This is a genomic window from Botryobacter ruber (assembly GCF_003347595.2).
In the GTDB taxonomy this organism is placed as follows: Bacteria; Bacteroidota; Bacteroidia; order Cytophagales; family Hymenobacteraceae; genus Pontibacter; species Pontibacter ruber_A.
The window spans coordinates 148,404-163,521 of record NZ_QCZK02000037.1; the positions used below are offsets into that span (position 1 = coordinate 148,404).

General features: G+C 47.1%; 18 protein-coding genes. 9 read left to right on the forward strand and 9 right to left on the reverse strand.

Annotated elements, in window-relative coordinates:
• Positions 1–60 precede the first annotated feature (60 nt).
• From DCW36_RS11375 to DCW36_RS11405, 7 genes are all read right to left on the reverse strand, one after another.
• Positions 61–570 carry a hypothetical protein gene (locus tag DCW36_RS11375; RefSeq protein ID WP_114778728.1) on the reverse strand — a complete coding sequence of 170 codons (510 nt, stop codon included), beginning with the start codon at positions 568–570 and terminating at the stop codon, positions 61–63.
• Positions 567–1,526, reverse strand: a complete 960-nt coding sequence (locus DCW36_RS11380) for a relaxase/mobilization nuclease domain-containing protein (RefSeq protein ID WP_114778729.1) — start codon at positions 1,524–1,526, stop codon at positions 567–569. The genes DCW36_RS11375 and DCW36_RS11380 overlap by 4 nt, the downstream gene beginning before the upstream one ends.
• Entirely contained in the window at positions 1,501–1,893 is a 393-nt protein-coding gene (locus DCW36_RS11385; RefSeq protein ID WP_125185169.1) for a MobC family plasmid mobilization relaxosome protein, read from the reverse strand. The genes DCW36_RS11380 and DCW36_RS11385 overlap by 26 nt, the downstream gene beginning before the upstream one ends.
• Before the next feature lie 141 nt (positions 1,894–2,034).
• Positions 2,035–2,967 carry a toprim domain-containing protein gene (locus DCW36_RS11390; RefSeq protein ID WP_114778731.1) on the reverse strand — a complete coding sequence of 311 codons (933 nt, stop codon included), beginning with the start codon at positions 2,965–2,967 and terminating at the stop codon, positions 2,035–2,037.
• Positions 2,968–3,205: 238 nt separating this feature from the next.
• Positions 3,206–4,432 (reverse strand): primase-helicase family protein, encoded by a 1,227-nt coding sequence (locus DCW36_RS11395; protein ID WP_114778732.1) that lies wholly within the window; start codon positions 4,430–4,432, stop codon positions 3,206–3,208.
• Between the two features lie 21 nt (positions 4,433–4,453).
• Positions 4,454–4,789, reverse strand: coding sequence for a helix-turn-helix domain-containing protein (locus tag DCW36_RS11400; RefSeq protein WP_114778733.1), 336 nt, complete (start codon positions 4,787–4,789; stop codon positions 4,454–4,456).
• 86 nt (positions 4,790–4,875) lie between these two features.
• A complete protein-coding gene (locus DCW36_RS11405) occupies positions 4,876–5,841 on the reverse strand; it encodes a hypothetical protein (protein WP_114778734.1) in 966 nt (321 codons plus the stop codon).
• Between the two features lie 395 nt (positions 5,842–6,236).
• Between DCW36_RS11405 and DCW36_RS11410 the strand changes: the two genes are divergently transcribed.
• The 7 genes from DCW36_RS11410 to DCW36_RS11445 all read left to right on the forward strand — a co-directional run bounded on the left by DCW36_RS11410 (position 6,237) and on the right by DCW36_RS11445 (position 10,845).
• Entirely contained in the window at positions 6,237–6,650 is a 414-nt protein-coding gene (locus DCW36_RS11410; RefSeq protein WP_128396968.1) for a hypothetical protein, read from the forward strand.
• A 120-nt stretch (positions 6,651–6,770) separates the two neighbouring features.
• Positions 6,771–7,208 carry a Crp/Fnr family transcriptional regulator gene (locus DCW36_RS22855; RefSeq protein WP_240676137.1) on the forward strand — a complete coding sequence of 146 codons (438 nt, stop codon included), beginning with the start codon at positions 6,771–6,773 and terminating at the stop codon, positions 7,206–7,208.
• A gap of 99 nt (positions 7,209–7,307) precedes the next feature.
• A complete protein-coding gene (locus DCW36_RS11420) occupies positions 7,308–8,468 on the forward strand; it encodes a transposase (protein ID WP_164891106.1) in 1,161 nt (386 codons plus the stop codon).
• Positions 8,469–8,741: 273 nt separating this feature from the next.
• Positions 8,742–9,155, forward strand: a complete 414-nt coding sequence (yiaA, locus tag DCW36_RS11430) for an inner membrane protein YiaA (protein WP_114778737.1) — start codon at positions 8,742–8,744, stop codon at positions 9,153–9,155.
• 105 nt (positions 9,156–9,260) lie between these two features.
• Complete coding sequence (locus DCW36_RS11435; RefSeq protein ID WP_114778738.1) at positions 9,261–9,770, forward strand: hypothetical protein; 510 nt, start codon at positions 9,261–9,263, stop codon at positions 9,768–9,770.
• A 248-nt stretch (positions 9,771–10,018) separates the two neighbouring features.
• The gene (locus DCW36_RS11440) at positions 10,019–10,612 is read left to right on the forward strand and encodes a DUF2975 domain-containing protein (RefSeq protein ID WP_114778739.1); all 594 of its coding nucleotides are present in this window, start codon (positions 10,019–10,021) and stop codon (positions 10,610–10,612) included.
• A 2-nt stretch (positions 10,613–10,614) separates the two neighbouring features.
• Entirely contained in the window at positions 10,615–10,845 is a 231-nt protein-coding gene (locus DCW36_RS11445; protein WP_114778740.1) for a helix-turn-helix domain-containing protein, read from the forward strand.
• On the opposite strand, the gene DCW36_RS11450 is transcribed toward DCW36_RS11445, so the two are convergent.
• Positions 10,750–11,076, reverse strand: a complete 327-nt coding sequence (locus DCW36_RS11450; RefSeq protein ID WP_205702924.1) for a DUF4172 domain-containing protein — start codon at positions 11,074–11,076, stop codon at positions 10,750–10,752. The genes DCW36_RS11445 and DCW36_RS11450 overlap by 96 nt on opposite strands.
• 583 nt (positions 11,077–11,659) lie before the next feature.
• The gene (locus tag DCW36_RS11455; RefSeq protein WP_114778741.1) at positions 11,660–12,130 is read right to left on the reverse strand and encodes a JAB domain-containing protein; all 471 of its coding nucleotides are present in this window, start codon (positions 12,128–12,130) and stop codon (positions 11,660–11,662) included.
• A 401-nt stretch (positions 12,131–12,531) separates the two neighbouring features.
• Here DCW36_RS11455 and DCW36_RS11460 point away from each other — a divergent pair, with 401 nt between their 5' ends.
• Positions 12,532–13,527: a type IV toxin-antitoxin system AbiEi family antitoxin gene (locus tag DCW36_RS11460; RefSeq protein WP_125185171.1), complete on the forward strand. Its 996-nt coding sequence runs from the start codon at positions 12,532–12,534 to the stop codon at positions 13,525–13,527.
• Complete coding sequence (locus DCW36_RS11465; RefSeq protein ID WP_114778743.1) at positions 13,499–14,335, forward strand: nucleotidyl transferase AbiEii/AbiGii toxin family protein; 837 nt, start codon at positions 13,499–13,501, stop codon at positions 14,333–14,335. Before DCW36_RS11460 ends, DCW36_RS11465 begins: the two co-directional genes overlap by 29 nt.
• Positions 14,336–15,118 lie beyond the last annotated feature (783 nt).

The following is a 15,118-nucleotide window of genomic DNA, read 5'->3' on the forward strand; positions in this document are numbered from 1 at the left end:
GTTATTCAGGTTAGTTTCATTACGGATTTAACTTCTGGTTTCCCCACGATGAGTGACTAACTACTTTACCTCTATTTGCTCAACCCACTTCTCCGCCTCCACTGGATCGTGTTGGTAGGTTGTATCTGCCCAAAGCGTAACTTTCGGGTATGACTGCCGAATCATCCGATACTTCATGTCATTTTCCTGCAGTTTGCTGTTTTCCCTGTACAGGCTGAAACTCAACCCAACGGAAACAGCCGTTATGATAAGCAATATAATACCACCAATCAGTAAGCCCCTGGACCTGTCTTCAAAGTGGTGATGGTGCCTGACGGGCAGTACTTTCGGCAGTTTGGAGATGGTGTCGCGAAAGGAATTGATCTGGGCATAGATCTGCAGGGCCTGTATGCTGAAGTCATAGCGCTTCAGGATGGCCTTCAGCTCTTCAAAGTGGCTGTTGTACTCCTGCGGTTCGGGTTCCTGTTGTTTTGGCGCCTCCTGCTTTTCAAGCTGCTCAAGCCGTTTGCTGTGTAGCGCTAGTACGCGTTCTGCGTCGGCTAATCGTTCGTCTAGTTCTTCTGGTTTCATAGGTGCTTTCTTTTTTTCCTTTTCTTTTTATTTTTCCTGAATGGATAATCATTCGCAGGTCCTGCCTCCTCTGACGGACCCACGGCTGGAGCCAGGGTGTCTTTAAGCGAGGTAAACAGGGTGCCGGGGTGGGAGCTCTTTGCTGCATGATGTGCTTGTGATGGTATATCGGGAGGAGCAGCGTTTCTATCCTGCGGCTTTGGAACCTGTGTCACCGGCTGGCTTTGCTGCCTGTTCTGCTCCAGCTTTTTGCTGATGCCGTTATAACTGAGGCTCCTGGCGATGCCGGAACCTTTAAAACTCAGCTCTCCTTTGCTAAAGCTGATTCCCTGTACCTGGTCTGTTCCGCTCCTGTACTTGTATAGCAAGCGAATCCCTTTTTCCTGGAGCAGCGCCTCCAGCTCTTTCCAGTTCCTGGCCTTTTCCAGCGACTGGTGAATCGCATCATGAAGTACATATTTTTCCTTATCCGCTCCTTTCAGCCGCTGGCGGTTTACCTGCTCTTTGCCGGTGGCCAGGTAATAGCCATGCCTGAGGGTTATCTCCCGGCATACCTGCGCGTTGCGCTGCCGCTGGAGTTTGTCCGAGATGGTTTGGCCCTGGTAGTTGACCCTGTTGTAGACGATATGCACGTGCGGGTGCTCCCGGTCCCGGTGCTCTACGATCAGGTATTGCGTGTCGCGGATGTGCATCTTCTCCATATACTCCCGTGCCCGCTCCACCATCACCCGGGCATCCAGCTTTGGCTTATCATGCGTGCTCCAACTCAGGGCGAGGTGGCCCACCGCCTTCTCCAGGTTCGGGTTCAGCTGCCGCTGCAGGTTAAAGTCCGCCACCATAGCGGAGACCGCTTCCGTTCTGATGCCTTCCGCATCGAGTACCACTGCCCCGGCTTTCTGGACCACGTATCGGACACAGCCTCCGAAGCTTTTACCGATTATCACCTTTCCGATCATCTTTGCTAAGCTGTTGCAGGAGTTGGTTTATTTCATTGAGTGCCTGGCGGCATTTCCCCTGGATCGACAGCAGCCCCTCCCGGTGCGCCAGGCGGGCGAGCTGGTTGAGGTTGTTGGCCAGCCCGGAGAGCATGCGCAGCAAGACTGCCTCCTCCGGCTTGAGCCGTGCCACGACTGCCGCTTTCCTGGCAGCTAAGCGAAACCACTCGGACGTTTTCATGCCCGCCTCCCGGGCCTTACCCTTTATCAGGAGTCGCTCCGTTTCGGTTAGCCGTACCACCAGCGTGTGGCTTTTCTTTACCCGCTGCACGGGCCGGCCGCCCTTCTTTCGCTGTGGGGACTGCTGATCTTCCGTTCTTGTTTCCATGGCTTTGTTAGGTTTAGGTTCTATAAAAATCCCTGCTGCGACCACCGGGAGCACAGGGCTGGCCAGTGGCCGGAAAGAGGTTTTTGTATCACAAAAACACAAACTTGCTCCTTCCTTTAAAAGAGGCTTCAAGGTGAAGTCCTATCCCAGCCTGTGCTTTTGCCTGCTCCGTTTCATCCGCTGTTTCCGGGCCACCAGGTACTCGTTTACATCCTGGTGGTTCCGATAAAAGGAGGAGGCATCGATCCCTTCCACGTTTGCATGCAGCAGCTTCTCGGTTAATCGCCTGCCCGCCGCATCCCGGTCCAGGAACAGGAACACCTGCCTGTGCTGGCCGAGCAGCTCCAGGCTTTTGCCTGCCAGGGCCACGGAGTTAAGGATGATGAAGTTTGACTTTGGCTGCAGGTGTGGCCGCAGCTCGAGGAGCGAGAGAAAATCCATGAATCCTTCCAAGAGGCAAACGGATGCAGCCCCGTGGTCTACATAGGTAATGTCCTTGGGAGCGGAAGATCCTTTGAACCAGGCGTTGCGCAACTCATACCCGCCCGAGCTGTTGGGAAAGCCCAGTGCCTGGTACTCTTTTTCCCCAATGGAAAAGCTGACCTCGCTGCAGTAGGGCTGTGCGGTGCTGTGCCGGATGCCCCGGTTCAAAAGGTAAGCAGACAGCTGACTTCCTTTGCTCAGGGCTTGTACCTCCTGTATCTCAATTTTAGGTGAGGGGGCAACAGGACTGGCTGGTACTGCTGGGGCTGTTGGTTTCCCTGGCAGTTTTCGCTCTTTCACAGGTGTTGCTTGTGAAAAGAAAAACTGCTCTGAAATTCGCTGGATGGTCTCCGGTATTGTTTCATTCCGGTAAAGCCGCAGGGCCAGGTCAAATACTTTGCCGCCTTCGCCCGAGCCGTGGTCGTACCACCGGTTCAGGGTAGTGTTTACCTTAAAGGAGGGAGTACGCTCAGCCGGTCGGATCGGGGAGATGTACCACCAGTCGTTCCGCTTTTTGTAGGCAGGCTGGAAGCCTTGGTTTGCCAGGAAATCGGTGATGGCAAGGCTGTTGTTAATCTGCTGAATATTCATGGTTTTTCCCTTTCATAAGCAAGTGTTAAAATGGCCTCCTTCACGAAGGCTGATTTTGGATGAGTTGATGAGGTAGTGGTATAAGCTATTGACTTACAAGGTGGTATTGCCTCATCAGGCATTCATCATGTTGTTTAGCTATGATGAGCTTTCTCATCATCCTCATCATTCCTCATCAAATAATAAGATAGTTTGATGAGCAGGTATGACGCTGGCAAACAGGCAGATAGAGCGTAAATCAGCCGCATTCATCAAACTTTTGCCGGATCCAGTCCTGGCAAATGGTGTAGTACCGGCCTGTCAGGCGTACCTGGTAGAGCTCACCCTGTACATTGTAGAGGTAAGTTTGGTAGCTGTGGCTGTTCGGGGCTGGTACCAGGCCCCAGTCCTGCTGCAACACCTGGCGCACCTGCTGGCGCGAGAGGCGGGGCATGTGCCGCTTGAGGAGCTCGAGGATGTCCCTGTTGGTGAAGTGCAGCAGCTCGTCACCGGTCGCCTCGAAGAGCTCTTTGAGTAGCAGGAGTATTTCCGTCTCCACCTTATTGCGGCTGCCCTGCATTACGCGCAGCAGCGCATCGGTCCGCAGCTGCTTTTCAGAGAACCACATCCTGGAGAGTCCCTGCGGCACCGAGAGCGGACGCAATAGCAGGTAGTGGAGGAAGTGCGGGATCTCCTGGCGCATCTGCCGGAGCAGGTGGATGTTCTCCTGTTCCAGCACCGGTACTTTCCGCACCCAGTACCGTGTCTCGGTCGGTTCTATGAGCAGGAAGTTCTCCTCGTTGTTGGAGCAGAAGATGAACTTGCCGAAGAACTCCGTTTCCCGCCGGTCCTTTCCTTTGGCCTCAATCTTGGCGGTGCGGGCCGTACTCAGGTTCTTTATCTTCTCCGAGTCTTCCCGGTGCCCCAGCAGGACCTCGTCCACGGCGATGAGGAGCATGTTCATCCAGTCGGAGTTGAACTGGGAGCGGAAATCGCTGTTCCCGTTAAAGGTCACGTTCCGCCCGAAGATGAGCTTGAGCAGGTTCAGAAACGTAGTCTTACCCGTCTTCCGCTCCCGGGAGACCAGGCACAGCACCGGCAGGTGCTGCGTGGGGCTCTGGTACAGCAGGGTCAGGTAATCGAGTCCCAGTTCGTACTGCTCCCCGAAGATGTGCCGCAGGAAATGGAGCGTCTGCGGGCAGGGACCTTCCACAGGCTGCCAGTCCAGTGGATGGTAGAGGTTGTAGAAGTTGCCCACCGCCTCCTGGTGGTGCAGGTGGCTGGGCACGCAGCAGAAGCCATCGTACTTCCGGATCTTTCTGATCTGCTGGCGCGAGAGGTCCTGCCGTAGCGTCTCCGTTGACCAGGGAATCCAGCACTCGGTGAATTCCCCCTGCACGGTAGGCTGGCGGCACCGCTTATAGTAGGATGTCTGGACCCGGATGTAGCTTTCTGGCGAGGATAAGGGATAGTGCGCTGTTTCCATGGTAGACCGTGTGGTTTATGATTAGCGTCTTCTCCTGTTGCCGGTGATGTACTGCTCGGCTTCCTGTTGTATTTCGGAAACTGTTTTCTTCCTGCCCTGCCGAATCCATTCGGCCAGCTCGCTTTTGTAGAAGTAGAGCCGTTTGCCCTGCTTGTTGACAGGTATCTCCTGGCGGCTGACCTTTGCATACAGGGTAGCGACAGAGAGATGGAGGAAGGCGGCAGCCTCGGAGACATTGAAGATGGTCTCTGTCTCCTGGTGGGGGTGTTGCTCAGCCAGCAGCCGTTCAATGTGGCTCAGTTTTTCATGCAGCAGGCTGATGGCATGGGGTAGTTGTTCGAAGGTGAAGTTCTCCATAGCAGCGTTGTTTTTGGTTTGTGCTGCAATGGTAGGGGCTTGTTTGGATGGGTTGCAAGAAGGTAGGACTGTATCCTACCTGTTTCCTACTGGATAGTATAGTTTTTTTGTGTGCGGACGACGGGAATTACGGTGTAGGTGCCGTCCGGCTGCTTCCGCACGTCCAGGATAGGGGACTGGCAGGGTTTGGCATTGGAGGAGATGATGGCGGCCAGGTAGTTGGGCGGCAGGGTTCTTTGCTGTTTGCGGTACACATAGGCAAAGTTTGAAGCTATCCATGCCTCCAGTTCTCCTTTAAGGCAGCCCACAATGAGATTAGCCTCGTAGAGCTGCTTGAAAGCGTCGGCTAATTGGTTACCGTTCCCGTGGAAGAGCAGGGGAGAGGAGACAATCCTGTTTTCCTGCAGGAGGGACAGCAGTGGCTGCTGGTCCTCTGAGGTGAAATATCCTTTGAGGATTTCATAGAGCTTCTCTGTTACACCGTCCACAAAGTGAGGTGATGCGGAAACAGTCCGGGCAGGGGCGGGTTCTTCTATCGGTAATTCCTGCTCCTCCTTTTCAGGTAGCAGGGACTTTACCTGCCGGATGAGGCTGGCCAGCATTGATTCCCGCAGCTTGACCGATTCACTCAGGTCATCCACAAACTCCTCCCGGATCTCAATCGTGTCAATACCTGGCTGCAGGTTGTGAATCACAAACAAGCGTGGCAGGTTGATCAGGTACAGGTAACCTGGTGGATACTCAAGCCCATAGTCAAACGTGTGGTTGTGGAAGTTGACCCAGAATTTCACGAAACGCTTTTCTATTGTTTTGGTTTGCTCCAGGAATAATTGCAGCTGCTTGTAGTTGAGGGGTAGCAGATCCAGTGCGGCCATCTCAGAAAGGAGCCTGAGCTTGTTTTCGAAGACAGCGGCCTCGTCGTAGTGTGTTTCGTGCCGGAGGTCGTAGCAGGTCACTTCCTTTTGGCCATAAGGACCTACAGCCACTTTCCGTTGGATCTGGCGGAGCTTAAAGGTCTGCAGGCGAATCAGAAACTTCTTCAGGTCCTTCATGGTGTAAACTTTTTTAGGTGTTCAGTTTCCCAATCAACTTAGGGGTTATATAAGCATTCTTGGTTACAGCATCTTGTTGTACCTGTTTTTTTTATCCTGGCAAAGAAAAAACGTAACGCAGGTACCCTGCAATGTAAATAGGTGTAAAAACAGGATCAGCTAAATTATTTTTCTGGGATGAATAAAACCAAATAATATGAAAATCACAAGAAAGCCAAATGACTCTGTGGATACCTTGGTTGAATTTATCTTTTTTATTGTCTTCATGAGAATGGCAGGTTTTTTTTGTAAACTCTTTGGATAATCCCTGCTACATTTGTTGCTTTTCCGGAGGTATGCACTGTGAGAAAGGAAGGCTGGTGAAGAGGAAAGTGCAATTGGCAAACAAAACATCTATGAAACTAACTCAAATTTTTCAGAATGAATATGCCCGGCTAGAGGTAAGTCCTGAAAACATGTTCATTCAGCTAACTTGGCTGCAGCATGCCAGCGGAGACGCTTTCAGGCAAGTACTGCAAGAAGCACAGCAGTATCCCCGCTCTCAAGGGGCCTGGCGGTGGCTAAATGATATGCGGAAGCTAAATTATGTTACTTTGGCTGATCAGCTATGGACTGTGAAAGAGTTCCTCCCAGCTTTTGACCTTCGGCTACAATACCGTACAGCCTGCGTGGTGAGCCTGCAGAACGTCGATCTTACCCCTGACACGCTGATTCAGGAGACACTTGAGCAAAATCCGGCAATGAAAGGTAGTATGGAGTTGGGTGTGTTTTTGGATATGGAGGAGGCAAAATTCTGGCTATTTCTGTAGTTCCTGTTCGCTCTGCCATTCCTTTGTAAGTGTAAAGAGAGGAACAACTCCCTGTTATCTGGCCAGGATCTACTGTTTTCTAACAAGGAAATACCAAACTTTAGGTAAAAGCGCTTTAGAATGAATAGCTTATTAAATTGCATATCGCAATACTACCCCATTTCTTCAGGAGCCTGGGAGGCTCTTTCACAAGCTTTAACGAAAGTAGAGATTTCAAAGAATTCTTTTCTAATACAGGAAGGAATGGTTTGCAATAATCTGTACTTTCTTGAAAAAGGTTGTTTGCGTGGATATTATAACCTGGATGGGAAGGAAGTTACCTATTGGTTTGGCTTCGAAAATAATTTTGTCACTTCTTTTTATAGCTTTATTTCCCGAAAGCCGGGCATAGAAAATATACAAATCTTAGAAGACTCCACCTTGTGGGGTATACGTTTTGAAGCTCTGAACCAGTTGTTTGATTTGCATAAAGACCTCGAGCGCCTTGTCCGGATAATAAATGAGCAGTATTATATAACAATAGTCCGTAGCGTTTTTGTGAGCTTGATAGATACATGATGGATAAAAAAAGGTGAAAGCCGTAGTTTGTGGTAACGACACCTCAACAGACTTTCACCTATGAGCATCGGAACACTCACATGTACAATATTGCAGAAAATGCCCAAACTTTCTAAGCGTAAGCGGGAATTTTTTATTCACCTGATGAGCCTGCTCGTCAGCCTGCGGGGCAGGTTCAATTTCACTAACCTGAGCCGTTGGGGCCTCTTCAACGAGCTTACTTACCGGCAGCACTTTAGTAAAACATTCGATTTCCTTGCCTTCAACTCTGCCTTGGTCATGGCTCATTGCTCTGCGGAGTTGGCAATCACTTTTGACCCAAGCTATCTTTTCAAGAGCGGCAGGCACACCTATGGGCTGGGCCGCTTCTGGTCTGGCTGTGCCCAGCAAGTCAGGAAGGGGCTGGAGCTTGCCGGCTTCAGTTGCGTGGACCTTCACCAATGGACGGCCATGCACCTTTATGCCCGGCAGACGGTTCCCCAACAGGGACAGAGCCTGATGGATTTCTACATTGCCCTGCTGCGGGAGATCTCCGGGCAACTGCTCAAAATCAGCAAGGTGCTATGCGTGGATGCCTACTTCTCCAAGCATGACTATGTGGTGGCGGCTCTTGAGTGCGGTTTCACGGTGGTCAGCCGCCTGCGCAACGACGCGGTGCTCTACTACCTCTACACCAGAGAGAAGACCGGCAAGAGGGGCCGTCCCAAAGTCTATGACGGCAAAGTAGATAAAAATGCGCCACGGGCTGAAGTCTTTGAGCAGTTTAAGACAGAGCAGGGAGCGGTGGCTTACCATGGCTTGGTTTACATCAAATCCCTCAAGATGAAAGCCCGTGTCGTAATCCTGCCACAGGAAAATGGAAAGGGCGGATGGAAAACTCCCAAGATTTTCTTCTCTACTGACATCGAAATGGATGGAGCACAGGTACTGAGAGGGTATAGGTCCCGCTTCCAGTGCGAATTCCTCTACCGCGATGCCAAGCAGCACACCGGCCTTACCCAGGCTCAGTGCCGCAGCAAGGAAAAACTGCACTACCACTTAAATGCTGCTCTTACCGCTGTTTCGCTAGCCAAGGCAGCACATTACCTCAACCAGGAAGACCAACAGCGAAGTGCTTTCTCCATGGCTGATGTTAAAATGCAGTATAGCAATGAATTGCTACTGGAGAGATTTATTAGCACGTTCGAAATTGACCCCGAACAAGATGATAATTCTCAAAAGATGCGGAAACTTTATAATATGGGCAGAATCGCTGCCTGAATTTGTACCAGACTATTGATATAAGACTGGAAGAGCGATTAATGGCTATGCAGTTTAAAACGGCCCGGGAGCGGTATGAACAACTCATTGAAACCTCACCACATATTCTTCAACGGATCTCTCTCGGGCAAATTGCTTCTTACCTGGGTATTAGTCAGGAAACGTTGAGCAGGATACGCAATCAAGTTTGATACTTTTCCTTTTTTGACAATTGTCAAAAGAAAGATATGGGGGCTGGTATACCTTTGTTTCATCACTTAACGAAAGGTAAAAATGAATCAGAAACCATCAAATGCATTTATAGCGGCCTCCTGGGCCACTTTACTTACGGGAGTTACTGCTTACATAATCGGGCTGTGGAATGCCGAAATGTTGCTGAACGAAAAGGGTTATTATTTTACCATACTAATGTATGGATTGTTCTCAGCTATCTCTCTCCAAAAAAGTGTGCGCGACCAACTGGATGGCATTCCTGTTACCAATATCTACTATGGACTTAGTTGGTTTTCTACCATTCTGGCGGTGGTTCTTTTGGTAGTGGGGCTTTGGAATGCTGATTTGCTCCGTAGTGAAAAAGGTTTTTACGCGATGTCGTTTCTCCTAAGCCTTTTTGCAGCTATTGCGGTTCAAAAAAATACCAGGGACAGTTTAGGAAAAGAAGAGCCAGCTAAGCATAGTGTAGACTAATCTTTCTTGGAGTTTTCTATTGTTTATGATGAACGTAAGCAAAAAGTGACCTAACCGTTTGTAAACTCCCCCGCTTACACAAAGCCTTTACCTTACATAATCATTATGAAAAAGACACGTTGCATTATCTTAGGCTTACTAGTACTCATTACCATTTCCTGTGAGACCTTTACAGCTAACCAAAGCACTCCCGAAACAAAGCAGGAAAAGTTGCAAGGGGAGCTTATGTTTAAGCTAATCAGCTTTGGTAGTCTGTATGGTGCACCCGAATCAGCAATTCAAGAATATGAACAGATTATCGACAGCCTGAGCAGAGAGGAAAACCTGCCAGACAATTACCGTATGTTTCTTGCTGACCATCAACTGCAAAAAGAGTATGGACTGTTATATAAGCCGTATTTCCATCTAAAGGTTGACTCTGCCAAAGTGATGACTGTCTGGCTGAACGAAGAGGAATACGGTAAAATCAAAGATTTTGAATTGAAGCGGTTGCGCCAGGAAAACAAGAAGGTAGAGCTGAGCTTGGTGGGACATACGATAGGCGAAGGGATGTTTGAATGTACCTCTGTTATTGAAGTAAATGAAGTAAATGGAATAACCTACTGGAAAAAGTAGTACGAAAAGTCATCCAAATAGCAACATCCAGCAATGATTGGCAACAATTATCAATAGCGGCTATTATACATATCAGAATTGCCTCATTTTACGGGATTGGCTGCAACTCTGGAAGAAGAGGCTTGTTCGGTAAGTTCAGCTATTAAAATTTACATTCAAAATCTTTGACTTTGTTATTTTTTTATCGTAATTCGATAAACAAGTAATGATTATCGATTCAAAAGCTAGCTGACATAGACCCAGAAATCATGGAAAGAAACACCTTACTTTACCTTGCCCTTTATGCCTGTAAGATAGTTTCCGGCTTGCTTTTACTTTCTTTTTTAGCAATGTCAGTGATTTTGATACACTGGCATCTCAGTCCCGATAGTTATGCTGGTGTCACAGTTAAAGATGCGGAAAGGAACATGTCTCTTTCGCTTTCCGGTTTTACTCTTAGTACCAATAATATTCACGATCTAGCGCATGGAGAATCCCTCAGCCAGAAAACAATTAAACTAAATGAAGTGATTCCAGTTTATGTTTATCTCATTTATGGTCAGATAACTGCCTTTTTCTTTCTTGTTGGTCTAGCCCTAAAGGAGAGCATAAAGATTGCCGGTTCCGCTCTGGAACACCAATCTTTTCAACCTGGAAATATTACCTCCTTCACAAGGATAGGGCGATATTGCCAGTTGATTTTCTTAGTATTGTGTTTCTCAATAGTGAGGACAGAAAGTAACTATTTTATAAGTGTCAATCTGTATTTCGCTCCCCTGGCCTTTATGTTGGTTGCTTTCATTTTGGCAGAGATATTCAGAGAAGGTAACCAGCTATCTGAGCAGGACCAATTAACTATTTAGCCATGGCAATCATTGTAAATCTTGATGTAATGCTGGCCCGAAGGAAGCTCTCAGTCACAGAACTCTCTGAGCGGGTAGGCATCACGATGGCCAATATTTCTGTACTTAAGAATGGCAAGGCAAAGGCTATCCGCTTTTCAACGCTGGAGGCAATCTGCAGAGAGCTCGATTGTCAGCCTGGAGATATTCTGGAGTATCAGCCAGAGCATATTGAAACGGTAAATCTGCAGTGAGTTTGTCACGAGATTAATTTTCTCCCGCGTGTAATCATCTTCACAACTCCCTCTACATTTTCTATCTGTGGGTATAAGCCCAGCTATATCCATTCCTAGGCGCTTGGCTATAGAAGAGCGCACCTGTTCCGGATCCAATATTTCTCCCTCAATTTCGGTGGACTTCAGCACATCCTGCGTAAGGGTCTGCAACATGGTTTCTGACCTGACAGAGAAACCAAGCCCCTCCATGCGTCCTACTATACGCCCTGTCCATACCGTACCTCGCCAAGTAGACTGGAGTGGCGACCTTTCTCCCAAGTAAAATGAGGCCTGTTAGGCTGCTGAAATATGTGAAAGCTTATGATCGTCAACGTATGTGGAGATTATTCCTGCTATTCTCCGCATATGTGCGGAGAATAGCAGGAATAATCTCCGCAAGCTCCATTTTCATCCTCAATTATGGTGGCCCAAATTGTCGCCACCACTTACTTTTGAAATTGATCATACTCCTATTCTTTGAGGTAGAAGTATTCTGCCACTCTGCATTCTAAAAGAACTGCTCAGTCACAAATTATGCTAAATGAAAAGAATCCCTAGAGGAGGTGGGGAGACAGAAAATCTGATATATATGTCTTTGGGAACCGGAATGTCGGATAAAAGGCCTGAATGTCGGATAACTCCACTTATAGCACTATCAACAACTCTACTTCTCATAAGCAGACTTCTCAGCCAGTGCTATATATTAATTCGGTCTCATGCTTGGTACTGGCTCCTGATTAAAAAAAACGCTGTAGTTATTTAAATCGAATGTCACAATGAGCAAAAAGAAAGGCTACAAGAGCCCTTCGTCTGCGAAAGAATAGTAGCTCTCGCTGGTGAGGATGATGTGGTCGAGTACGACAATGTCGAGTAGTTCCCCGCCCTGTTTTAGTTTCTTGGTTAGCTGCTGGTCTGCCGCACTTGGTTTGGTGTTGCCGGAGGGGTGGTTGTGGCTGAGGACGATGGAGCTGGCGCAGGCTTTAATGGCTGCAGCGAAGATGAGCTTTGGGTCTGCTACGGTGCCAGCTACGCCACCGGTTGATAACTCGTAAATGCCGAGCACCCGGTTAGCCCTGTTGAGCAGCATCACCTTGAACTGTTCTACAAATTCCACCTTGCCCATATCCCAGCTTTTGCGGAGTACTTCGGCACAGTCGGTGGAGCTGGTAACCTGCGGGCGCTCGGATGGTTTTATTTTGGAGCGGTAAGTCAGTTTGATTTCTGCTACTCTGTTCAATCCGGATTTTTTCGTGAGCTTTTCCATAATCTTGTTCTTTTAAGGTTTGAGGAATTGATTATGGTGCTCTCCCTGCCTGGCGGACGGACTAAGGGCAAGGTGGAGCCTGGAAAAATGGGTATCCCTCAGGGATACCCATTTTTCCAGGACTACCTTGCTCCCGTGTCCGGACGACTGGCTACCTTTGCAGCAGAATGAATGCCTATGGATTTTTGCTTTGGTGTGGCCTTATAAATGATGTATATATTGGCTTTTGAAGTTTTCCTCCCTAAGTTGTTTATCAAGTTGTTTTCCTTTGTCTCCAATCTTTACCTATATTTATTCTAAGCTGAATTCGCAGGTATATGTCAGAAATGGTTTAAACTTATATCTGTAATGTTCGTTTTTTATTATTGTTCGTTATATACGAACAACGTACATTTGCGAACATGGAAAAAGAAATTTTATATACAATTACCCAGAAATTAAAGGGAATACCTGGTATTGACGAGATCCATTTAAAGGAAGGTATTTTATCGAATCAACCTCTAGTGGATGGTATGCTGCAGATCAGAAGGAAAGGCTATCAACAGGATTGGCATGTGGCGGTGAAACGGGAGCTGACGCCTGCTATGTTGCCTCAAATACTGCAAAGGCTCCAGGAGGTTAAGCCATTACTGCTTATGGCAGCTTACATAACACCGAATGCCAGACAGCTTATGCAGCAGGAAAATGTCGCATATGCGGATATGGCTGGAAATATGTATTTAGCGGATGATCAATTGTTGCTGTACATCGAGACAGGAAGGTCAGAAAAGGTTTATCAGGCGGTCAATAACAGAGCCTTTACCAAAACAGGTTTAAAGGTGGTGTACTTGTTGTTACAGCATCCGGGTTATTTGAATGAGACTTATCGATTCCTTGCCGAAAAAGCGGAAACGGGCTTGGATACCATCAATAAAGTCTTTAAGGCACTTTTGCAGGAAAAGTATATTTTACCTCTGAACAGCAAAAAGTATAAGTGGAATAAAAGAGAGCAGTTGCTTCAGGATTGGGTAAATGGATACGCCAAGAACCTCAAACCAAAGTTGCAGCAGCGCACGTTCCGGTCGCTGGAGAAGATGAAAGATTGGAAAGAGTACACGCTACCTCCTGATACCTGTTGGGGAGGGGCTAATGCCGGGGACCTGCTAACCAATAACCTGATTGCTGAGTACTGGACGGTGTATACAAGACAGGATTATAAAACGTTGATGAAGGAACTGAAGTGGATCCCGGATCCGAACGGAAATATTCAGGTTCTGGAAAAATTCTGGGAAGAAAAGTGCGAGGAAAATCACGTGCCTCCGATAATTGCCTACGCCGATTTATTGGAAGGTGATAATCCCAGGTATATGGAAATTGCTAAAACAATATATGAAAGATACCTCCAAAATATCATATGAAGCCTTGATGGCACCGGGCCTGAAGGAAATACTGGGGCAGGTAAGTGTTACATGCAAAGCCATAGGGGTCGACTTTTTTATGGTGGGGGCTATTGCCAGAAATGTTTGGTTTGCTTCCCATGAGGAAGCTTCAAGAGGCACAAAAGATATAGACTTTGCCGTATACATACCTGATATTAGTAAATATAATCAGTTAAGGGAAAGGCTTTTAGCAGATTACGGCTATCGGGACAGTACTGAAAATGCCTATTGCCTGTTAAGTCCAAATGGGAATCAAGTAGATCTGCTTCCTTTTGGTGAGATAGAATCAGAAGGGAAGGTGATGATACAAGGGAAAGGTCTGGTTTCGATTAACCTGGATGGGTTTAGGGAGGTGTTTGAGCAGGGATTGGAGAAAGTTAGATTGGGAGAGGAGCTGTATGCCGTATGTAATATAGCCTCGGTCATCATACTTAAGTTAGTTGCTTTTGATGATCGTCCTGAGCACCGGCTGAAGGATTTATTAGATATAGCAGGTATTCTACAATCCTACCCGTACCTGGAGGACGAGCATATCTGGTCGAAACACTTTGATCTGTATGAGAGCGAACGATCACATGAGGATGTAGCCATGATTGGTTTAGGAAGGGAAATGCGAAAAATAGTGGAGACAAATGAGAAGCTACACGCCAGACTAAAATCGATTCTAAAAAAGGGGATTACAGGGGAGTCGCGTTTAGCAGATCATATGGTGCTGAACAGCAAAAAGGAAGGTGTTGAGCAGAAAAGGCATGTTCTGAAAAATTTGCTGCAGGGGCTAGATTTTTGAATAAGACTTAACAGTCAACTCTAAGTATGGCGCAACCTGTTGCACCACATATTATTTTTAGAATTTTTGTTGAAAAAAATACACAGTCGCTTTAAGCGGAATGTGCAGGATCTTTACATCAGTGGGTGAACATATAGCTCTGCAGCTTTGCTGCCGATAGTTCATCTGCAAGCATGAAAATTGCTCCAGAAGGGGATATACTCAATTCCGCTCTATACCCAACTTTTAGATGAGTGAGCGCAGATTCTTTACCTTCTTATTTAGTACTCTCACTATTTTATCGTACTCCCAGTTACGGACTTAAGGGTCGAAGGAGAGTATAATAGCATCGGGGGCGATGGCTAATTTACCTTTCCTGGAAATTGCGGTTTTCTTTTCATTTAATTTTGATTAGTACTACTGTGTTTATTTACGGTTTGTTAGCTGTTGAATGGTAGATAGGGGCCTTGTAGAGAGGAAGTGGTTTGTACAGCTGTAATAGAAAGAATAATGTTTCTACTTGTCTTCGTGCATTAGGTGGCTAATTAGCAGCATATTGATGTAAAACTGGAAATTATCTTCTGTTTATTTTTCTATCGCTCCTTGTATTCTTCATAAAGTGTCATGCAATACATTAAAGTTTGCTGTTGTTTAGTATTTGTCCGACAAGCAGTTTTCACCTGCAACCTATTTTAGGTTTATAGAAAAAAAATAATTTTAATTGGTCTTTATTTAATAACTATATTAAAATATTTAAGTATATAATTTGGTAAATTATACTTTTTGATGCAGCTTTAGGCAAAA

Excerpts from the sequence above, each read along its gene's own strand:
- DCW36_RS11375 (WP_114778728.1), bottom strand. The coding sequence starts at position 570 with ATGAAACCAGAAGAACTAGACGAACGATTAGCCGACGCAGAACGCGTA.
- DCW36_RS11380 (WP_114778729.1), bottom strand. The coding sequence starts at position 1,526 with ATGATCGGAAAGGTGATAATCGGTAAAAGCTTCGGAGGCTGTGTCCGA.
- DCW36_RS11385 (WP_125185169.1), bottom strand. The coding sequence starts at position 1,893 with ATGGAAACAAGAACGGAAGATCAGCAGTCCCCACAGCGAAAGAAGGGC.
- DCW36_RS11390 (WP_114778731.1), bottom strand. The coding sequence starts at position 2,967 with ATGAATATTCAGCAGATTAACAACAGCCTTGCCATCACCGATTTCCTG.
- DCW36_RS11395 (WP_114778732.1), bottom strand. The coding sequence starts at position 4,432 with ATGGAAACAGCGCACTATCCCTTATCCTCGCCAGAAAGCTACATCCGG.
- DCW36_RS11400 (WP_114778733.1), bottom strand. The coding sequence starts at position 4,789 with ATGGAGAACTTCACCTTCGAACAACTACCCCATGCCATCAGCCTGCTG.
- DCW36_RS11405 (WP_114778734.1), bottom strand. The coding sequence starts at position 5,841 with ATGAAGGACCTGAAGAAGTTTCTGATTCGCCTGCAGACCTTTAAGCTC.
- DCW36_RS11410 (WP_128396968.1), top strand. The coding sequence starts at position 6,237 with ATGAAACTAACTCAAATTTTTCAGAATGAATATGCCCGGCTAGAGGTA.
- DCW36_RS22855 (WP_240676137.1), top strand. The coding sequence starts at position 6,771 with ATGAATAGCTTATTAAATTGCATATCGCAATACTACCCCATTTCTTCA.
- DCW36_RS11420 (WP_164891106.1), top strand. The coding sequence starts at position 7,308 with ATGCCCAAACTTTCTAAGCGTAAGCGGGAATTTTTTATTCACCTGATG.
- yiaA (WP_114778737.1), top strand. The coding sequence starts at position 8,742 with ATGAATCAGAAACCATCAAATGCATTTATAGCGGCCTCCTGGGCCACT.
- DCW36_RS11435 (WP_114778738.1), top strand. The coding sequence starts at position 9,261 with ATGAAAAAGACACGTTGCATTATCTTAGGCTTACTAGTACTCATTACC.
- DCW36_RS11440 (WP_114778739.1), top strand. The coding sequence starts at position 10,019 with ATGGAAAGAAACACCTTACTTTACCTTGCCCTTTATGCCTGTAAGATA.
- DCW36_RS11445 (WP_114778740.1), top strand. The coding sequence starts at position 10,615 with ATGGCAATCATTGTAAATCTTGATGTAATGCTGGCCCGAAGGAAGCTC.
- DCW36_RS11450 (WP_205702924.1), bottom strand. The coding sequence starts at position 11,076 with ATGGAGGGGCTTGGTTTCTCTGTCAGGTCAGAAACCATGTTGCAGACC.
- DCW36_RS11455 (WP_114778741.1), bottom strand. The coding sequence starts at position 12,130 with ATGGAAAAGCTCACGAAAAAATCCGGATTGAACAGAGTAGCAGAAATC.
- DCW36_RS11460 (WP_125185171.1), top strand. The coding sequence starts at position 12,532 with ATGGAAAAAGAAATTTTATATACAATTACCCAGAAATTAAAGGGAATA.
- DCW36_RS11465 (WP_114778743.1), top strand. The coding sequence starts at position 13,499 with ATGAAAGATACCTCCAAAATATCATATGAAGCCTTGATGGCACCGGGC.